Annotated in this window: 14 protein-coding genes and 1 tRNA gene; 12 read left to right on the top strand and 3 right to left on the bottom strand. The window is 69.0% G+C overall.

From position 1 onward, the window contains the following. Nucleotides 1-43: 43 nt before the first annotated feature. Nucleotides 44-1,099 carry a UDP-N-acetylmuramate dehydrogenase gene (locus NI25_RS15915; protein WP_061443084.1) on the top strand — a complete coding sequence of 352 codons (1,056 nt, stop codon included), beginning with the start codon at nt 44-46 and terminating at the stop codon, nt 1,097-1,099. A gap of 73 nt (nt 1,100-1,172) precedes the next feature. Here NI25_RS15915 and NI25_RS15910 read toward each other — a convergent pair whose 3' ends face one another. Continuing rightward, nucleotides 1,173-1,805: an NAD(P)-dependent oxidoreductase gene (locus NI25_RS15910; RefSeq protein ID WP_061443083.1), complete on the bottom strand. Its 633-nt coding sequence runs from the start codon at nt 1,803-1,805 to the stop codon at nt 1,173-1,175. A gap of 112 nt (nt 1,806-1,917) precedes the next feature. Here NI25_RS15910 and NI25_RS15905 point away from each other — a divergent pair, with 112 nt between their 5' ends. After that, nucleotides 1,918-2,514 (top strand): TetR/AcrR family transcriptional regulator, encoded by a 597-nt coding sequence (locus tag NI25_RS15905; RefSeq protein WP_061446940.1) that lies wholly within the window; start codon nt 1,918-1,920, stop codon nt 2,512-2,514. 64 nt (nt 2,515-2,578) lie between these two features. Here NI25_RS15905 and NI25_RS15900 read toward each other — a convergent pair whose 3' ends face one another. Both NI25_RS15900 and NI25_RS15895 read right to left on the bottom strand, forming a co-directional pair. Beyond that, nucleotides 2,579-3,610: an adenosine deaminase gene (locus NI25_RS15900; protein WP_061443082.1), complete on the bottom strand. Its 1,032-nt coding sequence runs from the start codon at nt 3,608-3,610 to the stop codon at nt 2,579-2,581. 127 nt (nt 3,611-3,737) lie between these two features. Then, a complete protein-coding gene (locus NI25_RS15895) occupies nt 3,738-4,964 on the bottom strand; it encodes a pyridoxal phosphate-dependent aminotransferase (RefSeq protein WP_061443081.1) in 1,227 nt (408 codons plus the stop codon). A 238-nt stretch (nt 4,965-5,202) separates the two neighbouring features. On the opposite strand from NI25_RS15895, the gene NI25_RS15890 reads away from it, so the two are divergent. From NI25_RS15890 to rpoB, 10 genes are all read left to right on the top strand, one after another. Then, a tRNA-Trp gene (locus NI25_RS15890) sits at nt 5,203-5,275 on the top strand. Nucleotides 5,276-5,383: 108 nt separating this feature from the next. Further along, nucleotides 5,384-5,671: a preprotein translocase subunit SecE gene (gene secE, locus NI25_RS15885; protein WP_007443916.1), complete on the top strand. Its 288-nt coding sequence runs from the start codon at nt 5,384-5,386 to the stop codon at nt 5,669-5,671. Nucleotides 5,672-5,751: 80 nt separating this feature from the next. Then, nucleotides 5,752-6,621, top strand: a complete 870-nt coding sequence (gene nusG, locus NI25_RS15880; RefSeq protein WP_061443080.1) for a transcription termination/antitermination protein NusG — start codon at nt 5,752-5,754, stop codon at nt 6,619-6,621. 180 nt (nt 6,622-6,801) lie between these two features. Then, entirely contained in the window at nt 6,802-7,236 is a 435-nt protein-coding gene (gene rplK, locus NI25_RS15875; protein WP_003974315.1) for a 50S ribosomal protein L11, read from the top strand. An 80-nt stretch (nt 7,237-7,316) separates the two neighbouring features. Next, complete coding sequence (rplA, locus tag NI25_RS15870) at nt 7,317-8,042, top strand: 50S ribosomal protein L1 (RefSeq protein ID WP_030145437.1); 726 nt, start codon at nt 7,317-7,319, stop codon at nt 8,040-8,042. A 173-nt stretch (nt 8,043-8,215) separates the two neighbouring features. Next, entirely contained in the window at nt 8,216-9,055 is an 840-nt protein-coding gene (locus tag NI25_RS15865; RefSeq protein ID WP_061443079.1) for a hypothetical protein, read from the top strand. A gap of 151 nt (nt 9,056-9,206) precedes the next feature. Continuing rightward, nucleotides 9,207-10,049, top strand: coding sequence for a hypothetical protein (locus NI25_RS15860; protein WP_061443078.1), 843 nt, complete (start codon nt 9,207-9,209; stop codon nt 10,047-10,049). Between the two features lie 318 nt (nt 10,050-10,367). Next, the gene (gene rplJ / locus NI25_RS15855; RefSeq protein WP_061443077.1) at nt 10,368-10,898 is read left to right on the top strand and encodes a 50S ribosomal protein L10; all 531 of its coding nucleotides are present in this window, start codon (nt 10,368-10,370) and stop codon (nt 10,896-10,898) included. Between the two features lie 117 nt (nt 10,899-11,015). Next, nucleotides 11,016-11,405, top strand: coding sequence for a 50S ribosomal protein L7/L12 (gene rplL / locus NI25_RS15850; protein ID WP_061443076.1), 390 nt, complete (start codon nt 11,016-11,018; stop codon nt 11,403-11,405). Nucleotides 11,406-11,993: 588 nt separating this feature from the next. Continuing rightward, entirely contained in the window at nt 11,994-15,479 is a 3,486-nt protein-coding gene (gene rpoB / locus NI25_RS15845; protein ID WP_061443075.1) for a DNA-directed RNA polymerase subunit beta, read from the top strand. Nucleotides 15,480-15,546: the final 67 nt, after the last annotated feature.

Below are 15,546 nucleotides of genomic sequence, written 5' to 3'. Positions count from 1 at the left end.
TCGGTGCCGTGGGTGCTGCCGGTCGTCTCGTAGTCTTGAGCGCGTGCAGGAACTCCACGACGCCGCCCTCGCCCCGCTGACCACCTTCCGACTGGGCGGGCCCGCGACCCGGCTGGTCACGGCCACGACCGACGCCGAGGTGATCGCCGCCGTCCGCGAGGCCGACGACACCGGTACCCCGCTGCTGCTCATCGGCGGCGGATCCAACCTGGTCATCGGCGACAAGGGATTCGACGGCACCGCCCTGCACATCGCCACGCGCGGCTTCCGTCTCGACGGCACGACGCTCGAGCTGGCGGCCGGCGAGATCTGGACCGACGCGGTCGCCCGCACCGTCGAGGCCGGTCTGGCGGGCGTCGAGTGCCTGGCCGGCATCCCCGGCTCGGCGGGCGCGACCCCGATCCAGAACGTCGGCGCGTACGGCCAGGAGGTCTCCGCCACGATCACCGAGGTCACCGCCTACGACCGCCGCAGCCGCCGGACGGTCGCCCTCTCCAACGCCGACTGCGCCTTCTCCTACCGCCACAGCCGCTTCAAGGCCGAGCCCGAGCGTTACGTCGTCCTGCGGGTCCGCTTCGAGCTGGAGGACGCCGGCGGACTCTCCGCGCCGCTGCGCTACGCCGAGACGGCCCGCGCCCTCGGCGTCGAGGCGGGCGACCGGGTGCCGCTGGCGGCCGCCCGGGAAACGGTGCTGAAGCTGCGGGCGGGGAAGGGCATGGTGCTGGACCCCGAGGACCACGACACCTGGTCGGCCGGGTCGTTCTTCACCAACCCGATCCTCACGGACGAGGCGTTCGCCGCGTTCCGCTCCCGCGTCGCCGAACGCCTGGGCGACACCGTGGAGCCGCCCGCCTTCCCGGCCGGTGAGGGGCACGTCAAGACCTCCGCGGCCTGGCTGATCGACAAGGCGGGCTTCACCAAGGGCTACGGCGCCGGGCCCGCCCGCATCTCCACCAAGCACACCCTCGCCCTCACCAACCGCGGCGAGGCGACCACCGAGGACCTGCTGGCGCTGGCCCGCGAGGTCGTCGCCGGAGTCCACGAGGCCTTCGGCGTGACGCTGGTCAACGAACCGGTGACGGTCGGCGTCAGCCTCTGACGGCCCGCGCGGTTCCGGCGGCGAAAGCTGCCGCCGGCCGCCCGGCCGGAACCCGGCACCCGGCCGGCCGTCCTCAGTAGGCGACACCCACCCCCCGCTTCACGGTCCCCGCGTCCTCGGTCATCGAGAGCATCGCGTGGGCCACGTCGGCGCGTCCGATGTAACGCCCCTTCTCGGGGAAGCCGTCGGTCACCGACCGGTACCGGCCGGTCAGCGGCTTGTTCTGCAGCCGCGGCGGACGGACGACCGTCCACTCCAGCCCGCTGCGCGCCACCTCCTCCTCCATGGCGCGCAGATCGACGTACATGTCCTTCAGCAGGGCGGAGACCATGCCGCGCACGGTGCGGTCCAGGAACCCGTCCTCGCGCGGTGCGGGACCCACCGGGGCGGCACTGACGACCAGCAACCTCCCCACGTCCTCGGCCCGCATCGCGTCGAGCACCGTCCGGGTCAGCCGGGTGGCGTCCCCCGCGTCCTTCCGGCTGCGGGCGCCGAGCCCCGACAGCACGGCGTCCCGCCCGGCCACCGCGGGACGCACCGCCGCGGGGTCGGACAGCTCCGCGCGGAACACCTCCAGGCCCTCGCCGGTCACGGTCAGCCGCGCGGGATCCCGTACGACGGCGGTCACCCGATGTCCCGCGTCGAGCGCCTGCCGGACGATCTCCCGGCCGATTCCTCCGGTGGCACCGAAGACGGTGAGTTTCATGACATACCCCATCGACAGCGTGGTGGGTGAGTACTCACTCACCCCTGCGCCCTCTAGAGTGAGCAAGTACTCACCCCGGAGTCAACCCCCGACTGGAGCAGTCATGTCGGCCATGTCCTCGGCCAAGCCGGCGAGGGAACGCATCCTGGACGCCGCCCACGAGCTGATGCTGACCGTCGGGCTCACCCGCGCCACCACGAAGGAGATCGCCAGAGTGGCGGGCTGCTCCGAGGCAGCGCTGTACAAGCACTACGCGAGCAAGGAGGAGCTCTTCATCCGGGTCCTGTCCGAACGGATGCCCCGCCTGACCCCGCTGCTCCGGGGCCTCGCGGCCGAGCCCGGCCGGGCCCCGCTCGAGGACAACCTCACGGAGGTCGCCCGCCAGGCAGCGCTCTTCTACGAACAGAGCTTCCCGATCGCCGCGTCGCTGTACGCCCAGACGCAGCTCAAACGGCGGCACGACGACGCGATGCGTGACCTCGGCACCGGGCCGCACCTGCCGATCGAGGGACTCGCCGCCTACCTGCGGGCCGAGCAGGCGGCGGGGCGGGTCAGGGCCGACGCGGACACGTTCGCGGCCGCGTCGCTTCTGCTGGGGGCCTGTGCGCAACGGGCCTTCGCGTACGAGGCGGCGCCGGCCGGCGCCCGCCCGCCGGTGGACGAGTTCGCACGCCGCCTGTCCCGGACCCTGCTCGGCGGGCTCGTCTGACCACACCCGAAGCCACACCCGAAGCCACAGCCGACAGCCGCCGTCCGGCCGCCGGTGTTCTCCCCTAAGCCGCCAGCCATTCGTCCACCCCCGCCAGCAGCTTCCCCTTGACCTCCTCCGGCGCCGCCGACCCCCGCACCGACTGGCGCGCCAGCTCCGCCAGCTCCGCGTCCGTGAACCCGTGGTGCTCGCGCGCGATCTCGTACTGGGCGGCCAGCCGCGCCCCGAACAGCAGCGGGTCGTCCGCGCCCAGCGCCATTGGCACCCCCGCCTCGAACAACGTCCGCAGCGGCACGTCCTCCGGCTTCTCGTACACGCCCAGCGCGACGTTCGACGCCGGGCACACCTCGCACGTCACCTGCCGGTCGGCCAGCCGCTTCAGCAGCCGGGGGTCCTCCGCCGCCCGCACACCGTGCCCGATCCGGTCCGCCTCCAGGTCGTCCAGGCAGTCCCGCACCGACGCCGGACCGGTCAGCTCACCCCCGTGCGGCGCGCTCAGCAACCCGCCGTCCCGCGCGATCGCGAACGCCCGGTCGAAGTCCCGGGCCATGCCCCGCCGCTCGTCGTTCGACAGCCCGAAGCCGACGACGCCCCGCTCCGCGTACCGCACCGCGAGCCGTGCCAGCGTCCGCGCGTCCAGCGGATGCTTCATCCGGTTCGCGGCCACCAGCACCCGCATCCCGATCCCGGTGTCCCGCACGGTCGTCTCCACCGCGTCCAGGATGATCTCCAGCGCCGGGATCAGTCCGCCCAGCCGCGGCGCGTACGACGTCGGGTCGACCTGGATCTCCAGCCAGCCCGACCCGTCCTTCAGATCCTCCTCGGCGGCCTCCCGGACCAGCCGCTGGATGTCCTCCGGCTCCTGGAGGCACGACCGCGCCGCGTCGTACAGCCGCTGGAAGCGGAACCAGCCCCGCTCGTCCGTCGCCCTCAGCTTCGGCGACTCCCCGCGGCCCAGCGCCTCGGTCAGCGTCTCGGGCAGCCGCACGCCGTGCTTGTCGGCCAGTTCCAGCAGGGTGGTGGGCCGCATCGACCCGGTGAAGTGCAGGTGGAGATGGGCCTTGGGCAGTTCAGAGACATCACGTACACGCTCCATTCCGTGATCCTGCCGTACGACACGCCCGGCCCGACAGCACTTTCCCCGTACGTGGTCTTGCTCGCACAAACAAACAGGGCCACACCGGAACGTTCCGGTGTGGCCCCTTTGCGCGGGCGGGGGACGGTCAGTCCCGCGCCTCCGCCAGCAGCTTCTGGATCCGGCTCACGCCCTCGACGAGGTCCTCGTCCCCGAGCGCGTAGGACAGCCGCAGGTACCCCGGCGTGCCGAACGCCTCGCCGGGCACCACCGCGACCTCGGCCTCCTCCAGGATGAGCGCGGCCAGCTCGACCGAGTCCTGCGGACGCTTGCCGCGGATCTCCTTGCCGAGCAGCGCCTTCACCGACGGGTAGGCGTAGAACGCGCCCTCGGGCTCCGGGCAGAGGACGCCGTCGATCTCGTTGAGCATCCGCACGATGGTCTGCCGGCGCCGGTCGAAGGCCTCCCGCATCTTCGCCACGGCGTCCAGGTCGCCGGAGACCGCGGCCAGCGCCGCCGCCTGGGAGACGTTGGAGACGTTGGACGTGGCGTGCGACTGGAGGTTGGTCGCGGCCTTGACCACGTCCTTCGGGCCGATGACCCACCCGACCCGCCAGCCGGTCATCGCGTACGTCTTCGCCACGCCGTTGACCACGATGCACTTGTCGCGCAGCTCGGGCAGGAGCGCCGGCAGGGAGACCGAGACGGCGTCGCCGTAGACGAGGTGTTCGTAGATCTCGTCGGTCAGCACCCACAGGCCGTGCTCCACGGCCCACTCGCCGATCGCCTTGGTCTCGGCCTCGCCGTACACGGCACCCGTCGGGTTCGACGGCGACACGAACAGGACGACCTTGGTCTTCTCGGTGCGCGCGGCCTCCAACTGCTCCACCGTCACCCGGTAGCCGGTCGTCTCGTCGGCGACCACCTCGACCGGGACACCGCCGGCCAGCCGGATCGACTCCGGGTACGTCGTCCAGTACGGCGCCGGGACGATGACCTCGTCGCCCGGGTCGAGGATCGCGGCGAAGGCCTCGTAGATGGCCTGCTTGCCGCCGTTGGTGACGAGGATCTGCGACGGGTCCACCTCGTAGCCGGAGTCGCGCAGCGTCTTCGCGGCGATGGCGGCCTTCAGCTCGGGCAGCCCGCCTGCGGGGGTGTAGCGGTGGAACTTCGGGTTCTTGCACGCCTCGACGGCGGCCTCGACGATGTAGTCCGGCGTCGGGAAGTCGGGCTCACCCGCGCCGAAGCCGATCACGGGACGTCCGGCGGCCTTGAGGGCCTTCGCCTTGGCGTCCACGGCGAGGGTCGCGGACTCGGAGATCGCGCCGACTCGGGCGGAGACCCGGCGCTCGGTGGGAGGGGTTGCAGCGCTCATGGGCCCATCGTTCCAGACCGGAAACCTCACGGGCACACGGGTTTCACGGACTGAACCGGACCGGTCCACGCCCTGAACTCCAGTCCGGTCCAGGGCCTGAACATCAGTCCGGACGTGCTTTCTGTTCGACGCCCGGCCCGGGAACACGTACACTCTCACCTCGTTGGCCTTCAGCGGCGGCGATCACCCGGTGCACTCCAAGCATCCGGGCGGATGCGGTACGTTGGGGGACGAACAAAGGGTCGTAGCTCAATTGGTAGAGCACTGGTCTCCAAAACCAGCGGTTGGGGGTTCAAGTCCCTCCGGCCCTGCTACACACACCATCGCCAGGATGTGTGCGCATGTACGTACAGCAATGCACCGCCGTGCGGCTCCAACCGGGCGCGGCACGGCCACGACCCGGAATCAGGTGAGGACGAGTGACGGACGCCGTGGGCTCCATCGACATGCCTGATGCCCAGGACGAGGCGCCGGACTCCAAGAAGAAGTCCCGCAAGGGCGGCAAGCGAGGCAAGAAGGGCCCGCTGAAGCGGCTCGCGCTCTTCTACCGCCAGATCGTCGCGGAACTGCGCAAGGTCGTCTGGCCCAGCCGCAACCAGCTGACGACGTACACCACCGTGGTGATCATCTTCGTGGTCATCATGATCGGCCTGGTGACTCTGATTGACTATGGCTTCTCTCACGCCGCCAAGTACGTCTTCGGCTGAGTCGAGAGCGAAGGGCGCCGAGGTACCCGGCGCCCCTTTCGCGTGTTCCACCCCTATGTATCCAGGAAGAAGCAGCCACAGTGTCTGACCCGAACGTGAACGACGCCATCGAGCCGGTCGAGTCCGTCGAGGACGAGCTCGGCACCGTCGAGGGCGCCGACAACGAGGACACCGAGGCCTCCGCCGAGGCCGAGGCTGCCGACGACAAGGTCGTCGCGGAGACGGACCAGGCGGACGAGACGGACGCCGAAGCGGACGAGACCGCCGAGACGGCCGGCGAAGCCGGGACCGAGGCTGCCGACGAGGCCGAAGCCGGGGCCGACGAGCCCGACGTCGACCCGATCGAGAAGCTCCGCCAGGAGCTGCGCGTCCTGCCCGGCGAGTGGTACGTCATCCACACCTACGCCGGTTACGAGAACCGCGTGAAGACCAACCTCGAGCAGCGCGCCGTCTCGCTCAACGTCGAGGACTACATCTTCCAGGCCGAGGTGCCGCAGGAAGAGGTCGTCCAGATCAAGAACGGCGACCGCAAGACGATCCGCCAGAACAAGCTCCCCGGCTACGTGCTGGTCCGCATGGACCTCACCAACGAGTCCTGGGGCGTCGTCCGCAACACCCCCGGCGTCACCGGTTTCGTCGGCAACGCCTACGACCCGTACCCGCTCACGCTGGACGAGATCGTCAAGATGCTCGCCCCGGAGGCCGAGGAGAAGGCCGCCCGCGAGGCCGCCGAGGCCGAGGGCAAGCCGGCGCCGCAGCGCAAGGTCGAGGTCCAGGTGCTGGACTTCGAGGTCGGCGACTCGGTCACCGTCACCGACGGCCCCTTCGCCACCCTCCAGGCCACGATCAACGAGATCAACGCCGACTCGAAGAAGGTCAAGGGCCTCGTCGAGATCTTCGGCCGCGAGACCCCGGTCGAGCTGAGCTTCGACCAGATCCAGAAGAACTAGTACCCCACCGGTACTCCTCTGGACGTACTGCTTCCGACCAGGTCAGGCGCCCGCTCGTGCGGCGTCTGACCTGCTCGGTTTTTGGCCGCGCATCTATACCCGTTATCGTTGTGCGGTATGCCTGTGTCCGGGTAGCTCCCGAACGCGGGCAGGACCCGAATCGAAAGGACCCGGAGAGCTATGCCTCCCAAGAAGAAGAAGGTCACGGGGCTCATCAAGCTCCAGATCCAGGCCGGTGCCGCGAACCCGGCCCCGCCGGTCGGCCCCGCGCTGGGTCAGCACGGCGTCAACATCATGGAGTTCTGCAAGGCCTACAACGCCGCGACCGAGTCGCAGCGCGGCTGGGTCATCCCGGTGGAGATCACGGTCTACGAGGACCGCTCCTTCACCTTCATCACCAAGACGCCGCCGGCCGCCAAGATGATCCTCAAGGCCGCGGGCGTGGAGAAGGGCTCCGGCGAGCCGCACAAGACCAAGGTCGCGAAGATCACGCGTGACCAGGTCCGTGAGATCGCCACCACCAAGATGCCCGACCTCAACGCCAACGACCTGGACCAGGCGGAGAAGATCATCGCCGGTACCGCCCGTTCCATGGGCGTCACGGTCGAGGGCTGACCTCCACCCCCGTAAGCAAGCAGAAGTGGCAGGGCCTGCTCGGCCCGGACCACGACTCCTAAGAAGCCACAGGAGCAGTAGTGAGCAAGCGCAGCAAGTCTCTCCGCGCTGCGGACGCCAAGATCGACCGGGACAAGCTCTACGCCCCGCTCGAGGCCGTCCGTCTCGCCAAGGAGACCTCCACCTCCAAGTTCGACGGCACCGTCGAGGTCGCCTTCCGTCTGGGTGTCGACCCGCGCAAGGCGGACCAGATGGTCCGTGGCACCGTGAACCTCCCGCACGGCACCGGTAAGACCGCCCGGGTCCTGGTCTTCGCGACCGGTGACCGTGCCGAGGCCGCGCGTGCCGCGGGCGCCGACATCGTCGGCGCCGACGAGCTGATCGACGAGGTGTCGAAGGGGCGTCTGGACTTCGACGCCGTCGTCGCCACCCCGGACCTCATGGGCAAGGTCGGCCGCCTCGGCCGCGTGCTCGGTCCCCGTGGTCTCATGCCGAACCCCAAGACCGGCACCGTGACCCCGGACGTCGCCAAGGCTGTCAACGACATCAAGGGCGGCAAGATCGAGTTCCGCGTCGACAAGCACTCGAACCTGCACTTCATCATCGGCAAGACGTCGTTCGACGACACCAAGCTGGTGGAGAACTACGGCGCGGCGCTGGAGGAGATCCTCCGTCTGAAGCCGTCCGCCGCCAAGGGCCGCTACATCAAGAAGGCCGCCATCAGCACCACGATGGGCCCCGGCATTCCGCTCGACTCCAACCGCACCCGCAACCTCCTCGTCGAGGAGGACCCGGCCGCGGTCTGAGCGAGCAGCTCGCCCCACCGGTTCACGGGCCCCGCACCTTCCGAGGTGCGGGGCCCGTCCCCTTTGGCGCGTCCCTTTCGCCCCGTCCCCTTTTCCGCCGCCCTGGGTTAGCGTGCGGGCACCGGACCCGCGCATGGGGCGCAGGAGCCGTACGGGGCGCAAGGGGTGGGCGGATGACGGGTACGAGGACACGCCGTACGGTCGTCTCGATCGCGGTGTCCGCCGCGCTGGCGTGCGGCAGCGCGTGCACCGCCGGCGAACCGCCCGCACCCGCCCCGCCCACCTCCGCTCCGCCGCGGCCGACCGACCCGTCCTCTCGGCCGTCCGCCCTCCCCGGCCCCGCGGCGGACGCCCTGCGGTCCGTCGAGCGGGCCACCGGGCGGGCCGGGTCGGCACGGGTGGAGTCCAGGACCGTGATGGGCCGGGAACTGTCCCTGGAGGCCGAGGGCGCCCTCGGCTGGCGCGACGACGGCCTCACCGGCACCCTGACGATCACGTACACCGGCGGCACGACCGCCGAGACCATGCGCGGCCTCGGCACCACCGCGATGGAGGCCCGGTATCTGCCGGACGCCTACTACGCCAGGATGGGCGACGAGTTCGCCGACCGGGTGGGCGGAAGGCACTGGATCAAGTACGTGTACGAGGACCTGGAAGACCTCGGTGGTGCGGGCGCCGGGTTCGCCGAGCAGATGCGCAACACGACGCCCAACCAGGCGGTGAAGCTGCTGCTGACGGCCCGGGACGCGCGCAAGGTGGGCGAGGAGACGACGCGCGGCCGGCGCACCACGCACTGGTCCGGCACGGTGGGCGGGGAGACCGCCCAGACCGTCGACATCTGGGTCGACGACCGGGACCTGCTGGTCAAGAAGGTCGAGCGCGGACGCACGAAGACCGGCGAGCTGACCCAGACCGCCTACTACAGCGACTACGGCGTCACGGTCTCCGCCGAGCGCCCGCCGGCCGCGGACACGGCGGACTTCAAGGAGCTGCTCAGGTCACAGACGGGTTGAGGTTCGTCCGGCGGCGTGGGAATTCACAAGATCGTTCGAACCGATTCGGATACTCTCGCGTCCTTGTCATGGAGAACTCCTGTGGAGCAGCGGTGTGTTTCCTGTGACGGCCGCGCCCCTTGTGCTCCCTGAATCCCGTGGGGGGATACCGATGAAGACTTCCGTACGTGTGCCCGTGGGCGCCGGCCTCACCGCGCTGCTGCTCGCCGCCGGGGCGGTGGGCTGTGCCAAGGACGACTCCGAGTCCCCGGAGATGACGCCCGCGGCCGCCGTCGCCAAGGCGGCGAAGAACTCGGAGGAGATCAACTCCCTCCGCTACCGCCTGACCGGCAAGACGCCCGAGGAAGGCCGCGTCAAGGCCGAGGCCGAGATGCAGATCAAGCCGACGCTCGCGATGAGCATGAAGATGACGGCCCTCGACCAGGGTGCCGATGGGACCGCGGAGATCCGGCTCGTCGACAAGGCCATGTACATCGGCGGCGGCCCCGAGGCGGCCAAGGAGATGGACGGCAAGCGCTGGATCAAGTTCGACCTGTCCGGGACGGGCGTCGACGAGCAGATGAACGAGCTGGGCAGCGCCTCCCAGGCCGACAAGAACCCGGCGACCGAGTCCACCTTCCTCACCGGGGCCAAGGACGTCGAGAAGGTCGGCACCGAGACCGTCGAAGGCGTGAAGACCACCCACTACAAGGGCACCGTCACCCTCGCCGACCTGGAGAAGACCATCGGGGACGAGGGAGAGGCCACCCGGGAGAAGCGCCAGAAGAGCCTCGACCAGTACGAGAAGATGGGCGTCGACAAGCTCACCATGGACATGTGGGTCGACGGCGACGACCAGACCAAGCAGTTCCGCATGCGGGCCGACGCGGACAAGGGTCCGCTGGACATGACCTTCACCTTCCTCGGCGTCAACGAGCCCGTGAAGGTCACCGCCCCGCCGGCCGGGGAGGTCGCCGACCTGGCCGAGATGATGGAGGAGGCCCAGCAGGGCTGAGGCGCCGCGCGCCCGGCCCGCCCGGGTCGCCGCTGGGGCGGATTTGCCTGACACTGCCCCGTTCACGTACGCTGCCACGGAAGCCAAAGACCGCTGGTCGTTGCCGTGTGTTCGAAGGAGGACACGGTGGCCGAAGGATCCGCTGAACTGCGGACGACCCGCGCAGGTGACTGTGGATGAGCTCCCGGAAGTCCCCGCCCCGTGCGGATGGCGAACGGTCGAGCCACGCCCCGAGCGCCTGCGCCGGGGCGTTTCGTTTTCCCCAGTCCTCCTTCGGGTCCGCGCGGTCAGAATCACCCGGAAGGAGGCCGAGGCTCTATGGCGACGCCCGAAAAGGCTGCCGCGGTTGCCGAGCTGACGGACAAGTTCCGCAGCTCCAACGCCGCCGTGCTGACCGAGTACCGCGGTCTCACCGTGGCGCAGCTCAAGACGCTGCGCCGGTCGCTCGGTGAGAACGCCCAGTACGCCGTGGTGAAGAACACGCTGACCAAGATTGCGGCCAACGAGGCCGGGATCACGCTCGACGACCAGCTCTTCGCTGGTCCGACGGCCGTCGCCTTCGTCACCGGTGACCCGGTGGAGTCGGCGAAGGGTCTGCGCGACTTCGCCAAGGACAACCCGAATCTCGTCATCAAGGGCGGTGTCCTTGACGGCAAGGCGATGACCGCCGACGAGATCAAGAAGCTTGCGGACCTCGAGTCCCGCGAGGTTCTGCTCTCCAAGCTGGCCGGTGCCTTCAAGGCGAAGCAGTCCCAGGCTGCCTCCGTCTTCCAGGCGCTGCCCTCGAAGCTCGTCCGCACCGTGGACGCGCTCCGTGCCAAGCAGGGCGAGCAGGGCGGTGCCGAGTAACTCGGCTCGCTTTCTGATCCGGGCCGCCTGAGCGCGGCGCGGGTCGCAGCGGGCCGACGTACGCCCGCCACACCCCGTACATCCGGCACCTGCCGAATTAGTGGAAGGACCGCCATCATGGCGAAGCTCAGCCAGGACGACCTGCTCGCCCAGTTCGAGGAGATGACCCTCATCGAGCTCTCCGAGTTCGTGAAGGCCTTCGAGGAGAAGTTCGACGTCACCGCCGCCGCGGCCGCCCCGGTCGTCGTCGCCGGTGGCGGTGCCGCCGCCGGTGGCGCCGAGGCCGCCGAGGAGAAGGACGAGTTCGACGTCATCCTCACCGGTGCCGGCGACAAGAAGATCCAGGTCATCAAGGTCGTGCGCGAGCTGACCTCCCTGGGTCTGAAGGAGGCCAAGGACCTCGTGGACGGCGCCCCGAAGCCGGTCCTCGAGAAGGTCGCCAAGGACGCCGCGGACAAGGCCAAGGAGTCCCTCGAGGGCGCCGGCGCCACCGTCGAGGTCAAGTAAGACCGCACCGGCACCACGGATCCGTCAGGGTCTGTAACGCCGTAGCACCGAAGAGCGATCATCCATCCGGGTGGTCGCTCTTCGGCGTATCCGGGGTCCGGCGGCGGCTGCCTTGCACCTGTGACGGTGAAGAGTAGGGTGATCATCGTCGTGCCGTCTCCGGGGCCCTGAGAGCCGCTGGAGGCAACCGGTTCGGGCCAAGGGGGGCCTTGACGAACCGCACGCAGCGCGCAATTCTCAGGGCGTCGTCAAAGGATCCGAATCCGAGGCATGGATCGACGGCGAAGAGGGCAGTATCTGGGTGCGTTGAGGGCGAGGCCTTGCCGCACAGGTGGTGAGAACAACGAGGAGCGAACACGGTCCCCGAGAACCGCACTGGACATCAGTGGGCCAAGTGGCTACACTGACCCTTTGCGCTGCCTGTTAGCTGCCCCCTGCCCGTCACCAGGGGTCTGCCCTCGCCCGAGCACTGACGACCAGAGCATGCCTGACCTGGCTCTTTAGCCACATCAGGCACCCCCTGTCTCCGTGCGAGGAAGAGGGGCCGGTACGCGCGTAGTGAGTCCGAGCCCTCGGAAGGACCCCCTCTTGGCCGCCTCGCGCAATGCCTCGACCGCGAATACGAACAACGCTGCCAGCACCGCCCCGCTGCGCATCTCCTTTGCAAAGATCAAGGAGCCCCTCGAGGTTCCGAACCTCCTGGCGCTGCAAACCGAGAGCTTCGACTGGCTCCTCGGCAACGACGCCTGGAAGGCTCGCGTCGAGTCGGCTCTGGAGTCCGGTCAGGACGTCCCCACCAAGTCCGGTCTGGAGGAGATCTTCGAGGAGATCTCCCCGATCGAGGACTTCTCCGGGTCGATGTCGCTGACGTTCCGCGACCACCGCTTCGAGCCCCCGAAGAACAGCATCGACGAGTGCAAGGACCGCGACTTCACGTACGCGGCCCCGCTCTTCGTCACCGCCGAGTTCACCAACAACGAGACCGGCGAGATCAAGTCCCAGACGGTCTTCATGGGCGACTTCCCGCTCATGACGAACAAGGGCACCTTCGTCATCAACGGCACCGAGCGTGTCGTCGTCTCGCAGCTGGTCCGTTCGCCCGGCGTCTACTTCGACTCCTCCATCGACAAGACGTCCGACAAGGACATCTTCTCCGCCAAGATCATCCCGTCCCGGGGTGCCTGGCTGGAGATGGAGATCGACAAGCGCGACATGGTCGGTGTGCGCATCGACCGCAAGCGCAAGCAGTCCGTGACCGTCCTCCTCAAGGCCCTCGGCTGGACCACCGAGCAGATCCTCGAGGAGTTCGGCGAGTACGAGTCCATGCGCGCCACCCTGGAGAAGGACCACACCCAGGGCCAGGACGACGCGCTGCTCGACATCTACCGCAAGCTGCGTCCGGGCGAGCCCCCCACGCGCGAGGCCGCGCAGACGCTGCTCGAGAACCTCTACTTCAACCCGAAGCGCTACGACCTCGCCAAGGTCGGCCGCTACAAGGTGAACAAGAAGCTCGGCGCGGACGAGCCGCTGGACGCCGGCGTGCTCACCACCGACGACATCATCGCCACGATCAAGTACCTGGTGAAGCTGCACGCCGGTGAGACCGAGACGGTCGGCGAGTCGGGCCGGGAGATCGTCGTCGAGACCGACGACATCGACCACTTCGGCAACCGCCGCATCCGCAACGTCGGCGAGCTGATCCAGAACCAGGTCCGTACGGGTCTCGCCCGTATGGAGCGCGTCGTGCGCGAGCGCATGACCACCCAGGACGTCGAGGCGATCACGCCGCAGACCCTGATCAACATCCGGCCGGTCGTCGCCTCCATCAAGGAGTTCTTCGGCACCAGCCAGCTGTCCCAGTTCATGGACCAGAACAACCCGCTGTCGGGGCTGACGCACAAGCGTCGTCTGAACGCCCTCGGCCCGGGTGGTCTCTCCCGTGAGCGGGCCGGCTTCGAGGTCCGCGACGTGCACCCGTCGCACTACGGCCGCATGTGCCCGATCGAGACGCCCGAAGGCCCGAACATCGGTCTGATCGGCTCGCTCGCCTCGTACGGCCGGATCAACCCGTTCGGCTTCATCGAGACGCCGTACCGCAAGGTCGTCGACGGCCAGGTCACCGACGAGGTGGACTACCTGACCGCCGACGAGGAGGACCGCTTCGTCATCGCGCAGGCCAACGCCACGCTCAACGACGACATGCGGTTCGCCGAGGCCCGCGTCCTGGTCCGCCGCCGCGGCGGCGAGGTCGACTACGTCCCGGGTGACGACGTCGACTACATGGACGTCTCGCCGCGCCAGATGGTGTCGGTCGCGACCGCCATGATCCCGTTCCTCGAGCACGACGACGCCAACCGCGCCCTCATGGGCGCGAACATGATGCGTCAGGCGGTGCCGCTCATCAAGAGCGAGTCCCCGCTGGTCGGCACCGGCATGGAGTACCGCTCCGCCGCCGACGCCGGCGACGTGGTCAAGGCCGAGAAGCCGGGTGTGGTCCAGGAGGTCTCCGCGGACTACATCACCACGACCAACGACGACGGCACGTACATCACGTACCGCCTGGCCAAGTTCTCCCGGTCCAACCAGGGCACCTCGGTCAACCAGAAGGTCATCGTCTCCGAGGGCGACCGCGTCATCGAGGGCCAGGTCCTCGCCGACGGTCCGGCCACCGAGAACGGCGAGATGGCGCTCGGCAAGAACCTGCTGGTCGCGTTCATGCCGTGGGAGGGCCACAACTACGAGGACGCGATCATCCTGTCGCAGCGCCTCGTGCAGGACGACGTCCTCTCCTCGATCCACATCGAGGAGCACGAGGTCGACGCCCGTGACACCAAGCTCGGCCCCGAGGAGATCACCCGGGACATCCCGAACGTCTCCGAGGAGGTCCTCGCCGACCTCGACGAGCGCGGCATCATCCGCATCGGTGCCGAGGTCGTCGCCGGTGACATCCTGGTCGGCAAGGTCACGCCCAAGGGCGAGACCGAGCTGACGCCGGAGGAGCGCCTGCTCCGCGCGATCTTCGGTGAGAAGGCCCGTGAGGTCCGCGACACCTCGCTGAAGGTCCCGCACGGCGAGATCGGCAAGGTCATCGGCGTCCGCGTCTTCGACCGCGAGGAGGGCGACGAGCTTCCCCCCGGTGTGAACCAGCTGGTGCGCGTGTACGTCGCGCAGAAGCGCAAGATCACCGACGGTGACAAGCTCGCCGGCCGCCACGGCAACAAGGGCGTCATCTCCAAGATCAACCCGATCGAGGACATGCCGTTCCTGGAGGACGGCACGCCCGTCGACATCATCCTGAACCCGCTGGGTGTCCCGTCCCGAATGAACCCGGGACAGGTACTGGAGATCCACCTCGGCTGGCTCGCCAGCCGCGGCTGGGACGTCTCCGGCCTCGCGGAGGAGTGGGCGCAGCGCCTCCAGGCGATCGGCGCCGACAAGGTCGAGCCCGGCACCAACGTCGCCACCCCGGTCTTCGACGGTGCGCGCGAGGACGAGCTGGCCGGCCTGCTCCAGCACACCATCCCGAACCGGGACGGCGAGCGCATGGTGCTCCCGTCCGGCAAGGCGCGGCTGTTCGACGGCCGCAGCGGTGAGCCGTTCCCGGACCCGATCTCGGTCGGGTACATGTACATCCTCAAGCTCCACCACCTGGTCGACGACAAGCTGCACGCCCGGTCGACCGGCCCGTACTCGATGATCACCCAGCAGCCGCTGGGTGGTAAGGCCCAGTTCGGTGGTCAGCGCTTCGGTGAGATGGAGGTGTGGGCGCTGGAGGCTTACGGCGCCGCGTACGCCCTCCAGGAGCTGCTGACGATCAAGTCCGACGACGTGACCGGCCGCGTGAAGGTCTACGAGGCCATCGTCAAGGGCGAGAACATCCCTGAGCCCGGCATCCCCGAGTCCTTCAAGGTGCTCATCAAGGAGATGCAGTCCCTGTGCCTCAACGTGGAGGTGCTGTCCTCGGACGGCATGTCCATCGAGATGCGTGACACCGACGAGGACGTCTTCCGCGCTGCGGAGGAGCTCGGCATCGACCTGTCACGGCGCGAGCCGAGCAGCGTCGAAGAGGTCTGACGGGAGTCAGGCGGGGTCTCCCACCCGGAGGCCCCGCCGATCCCGCGACCCCCGTTTCAGACCACAG

Source organism: Streptomyces sp. CCM_MD2014 (assembly GCF_000772045.1).
In the GTDB taxonomy this organism is placed as follows: domain Bacteria; phylum Actinomycetota; class Actinomycetes; order Streptomycetales; family Streptomycetaceae; genus Streptomyces; species Streptomyces salinarius.
This window is presented reverse-complemented; position numbering and strand designations above follow the sequence as displayed.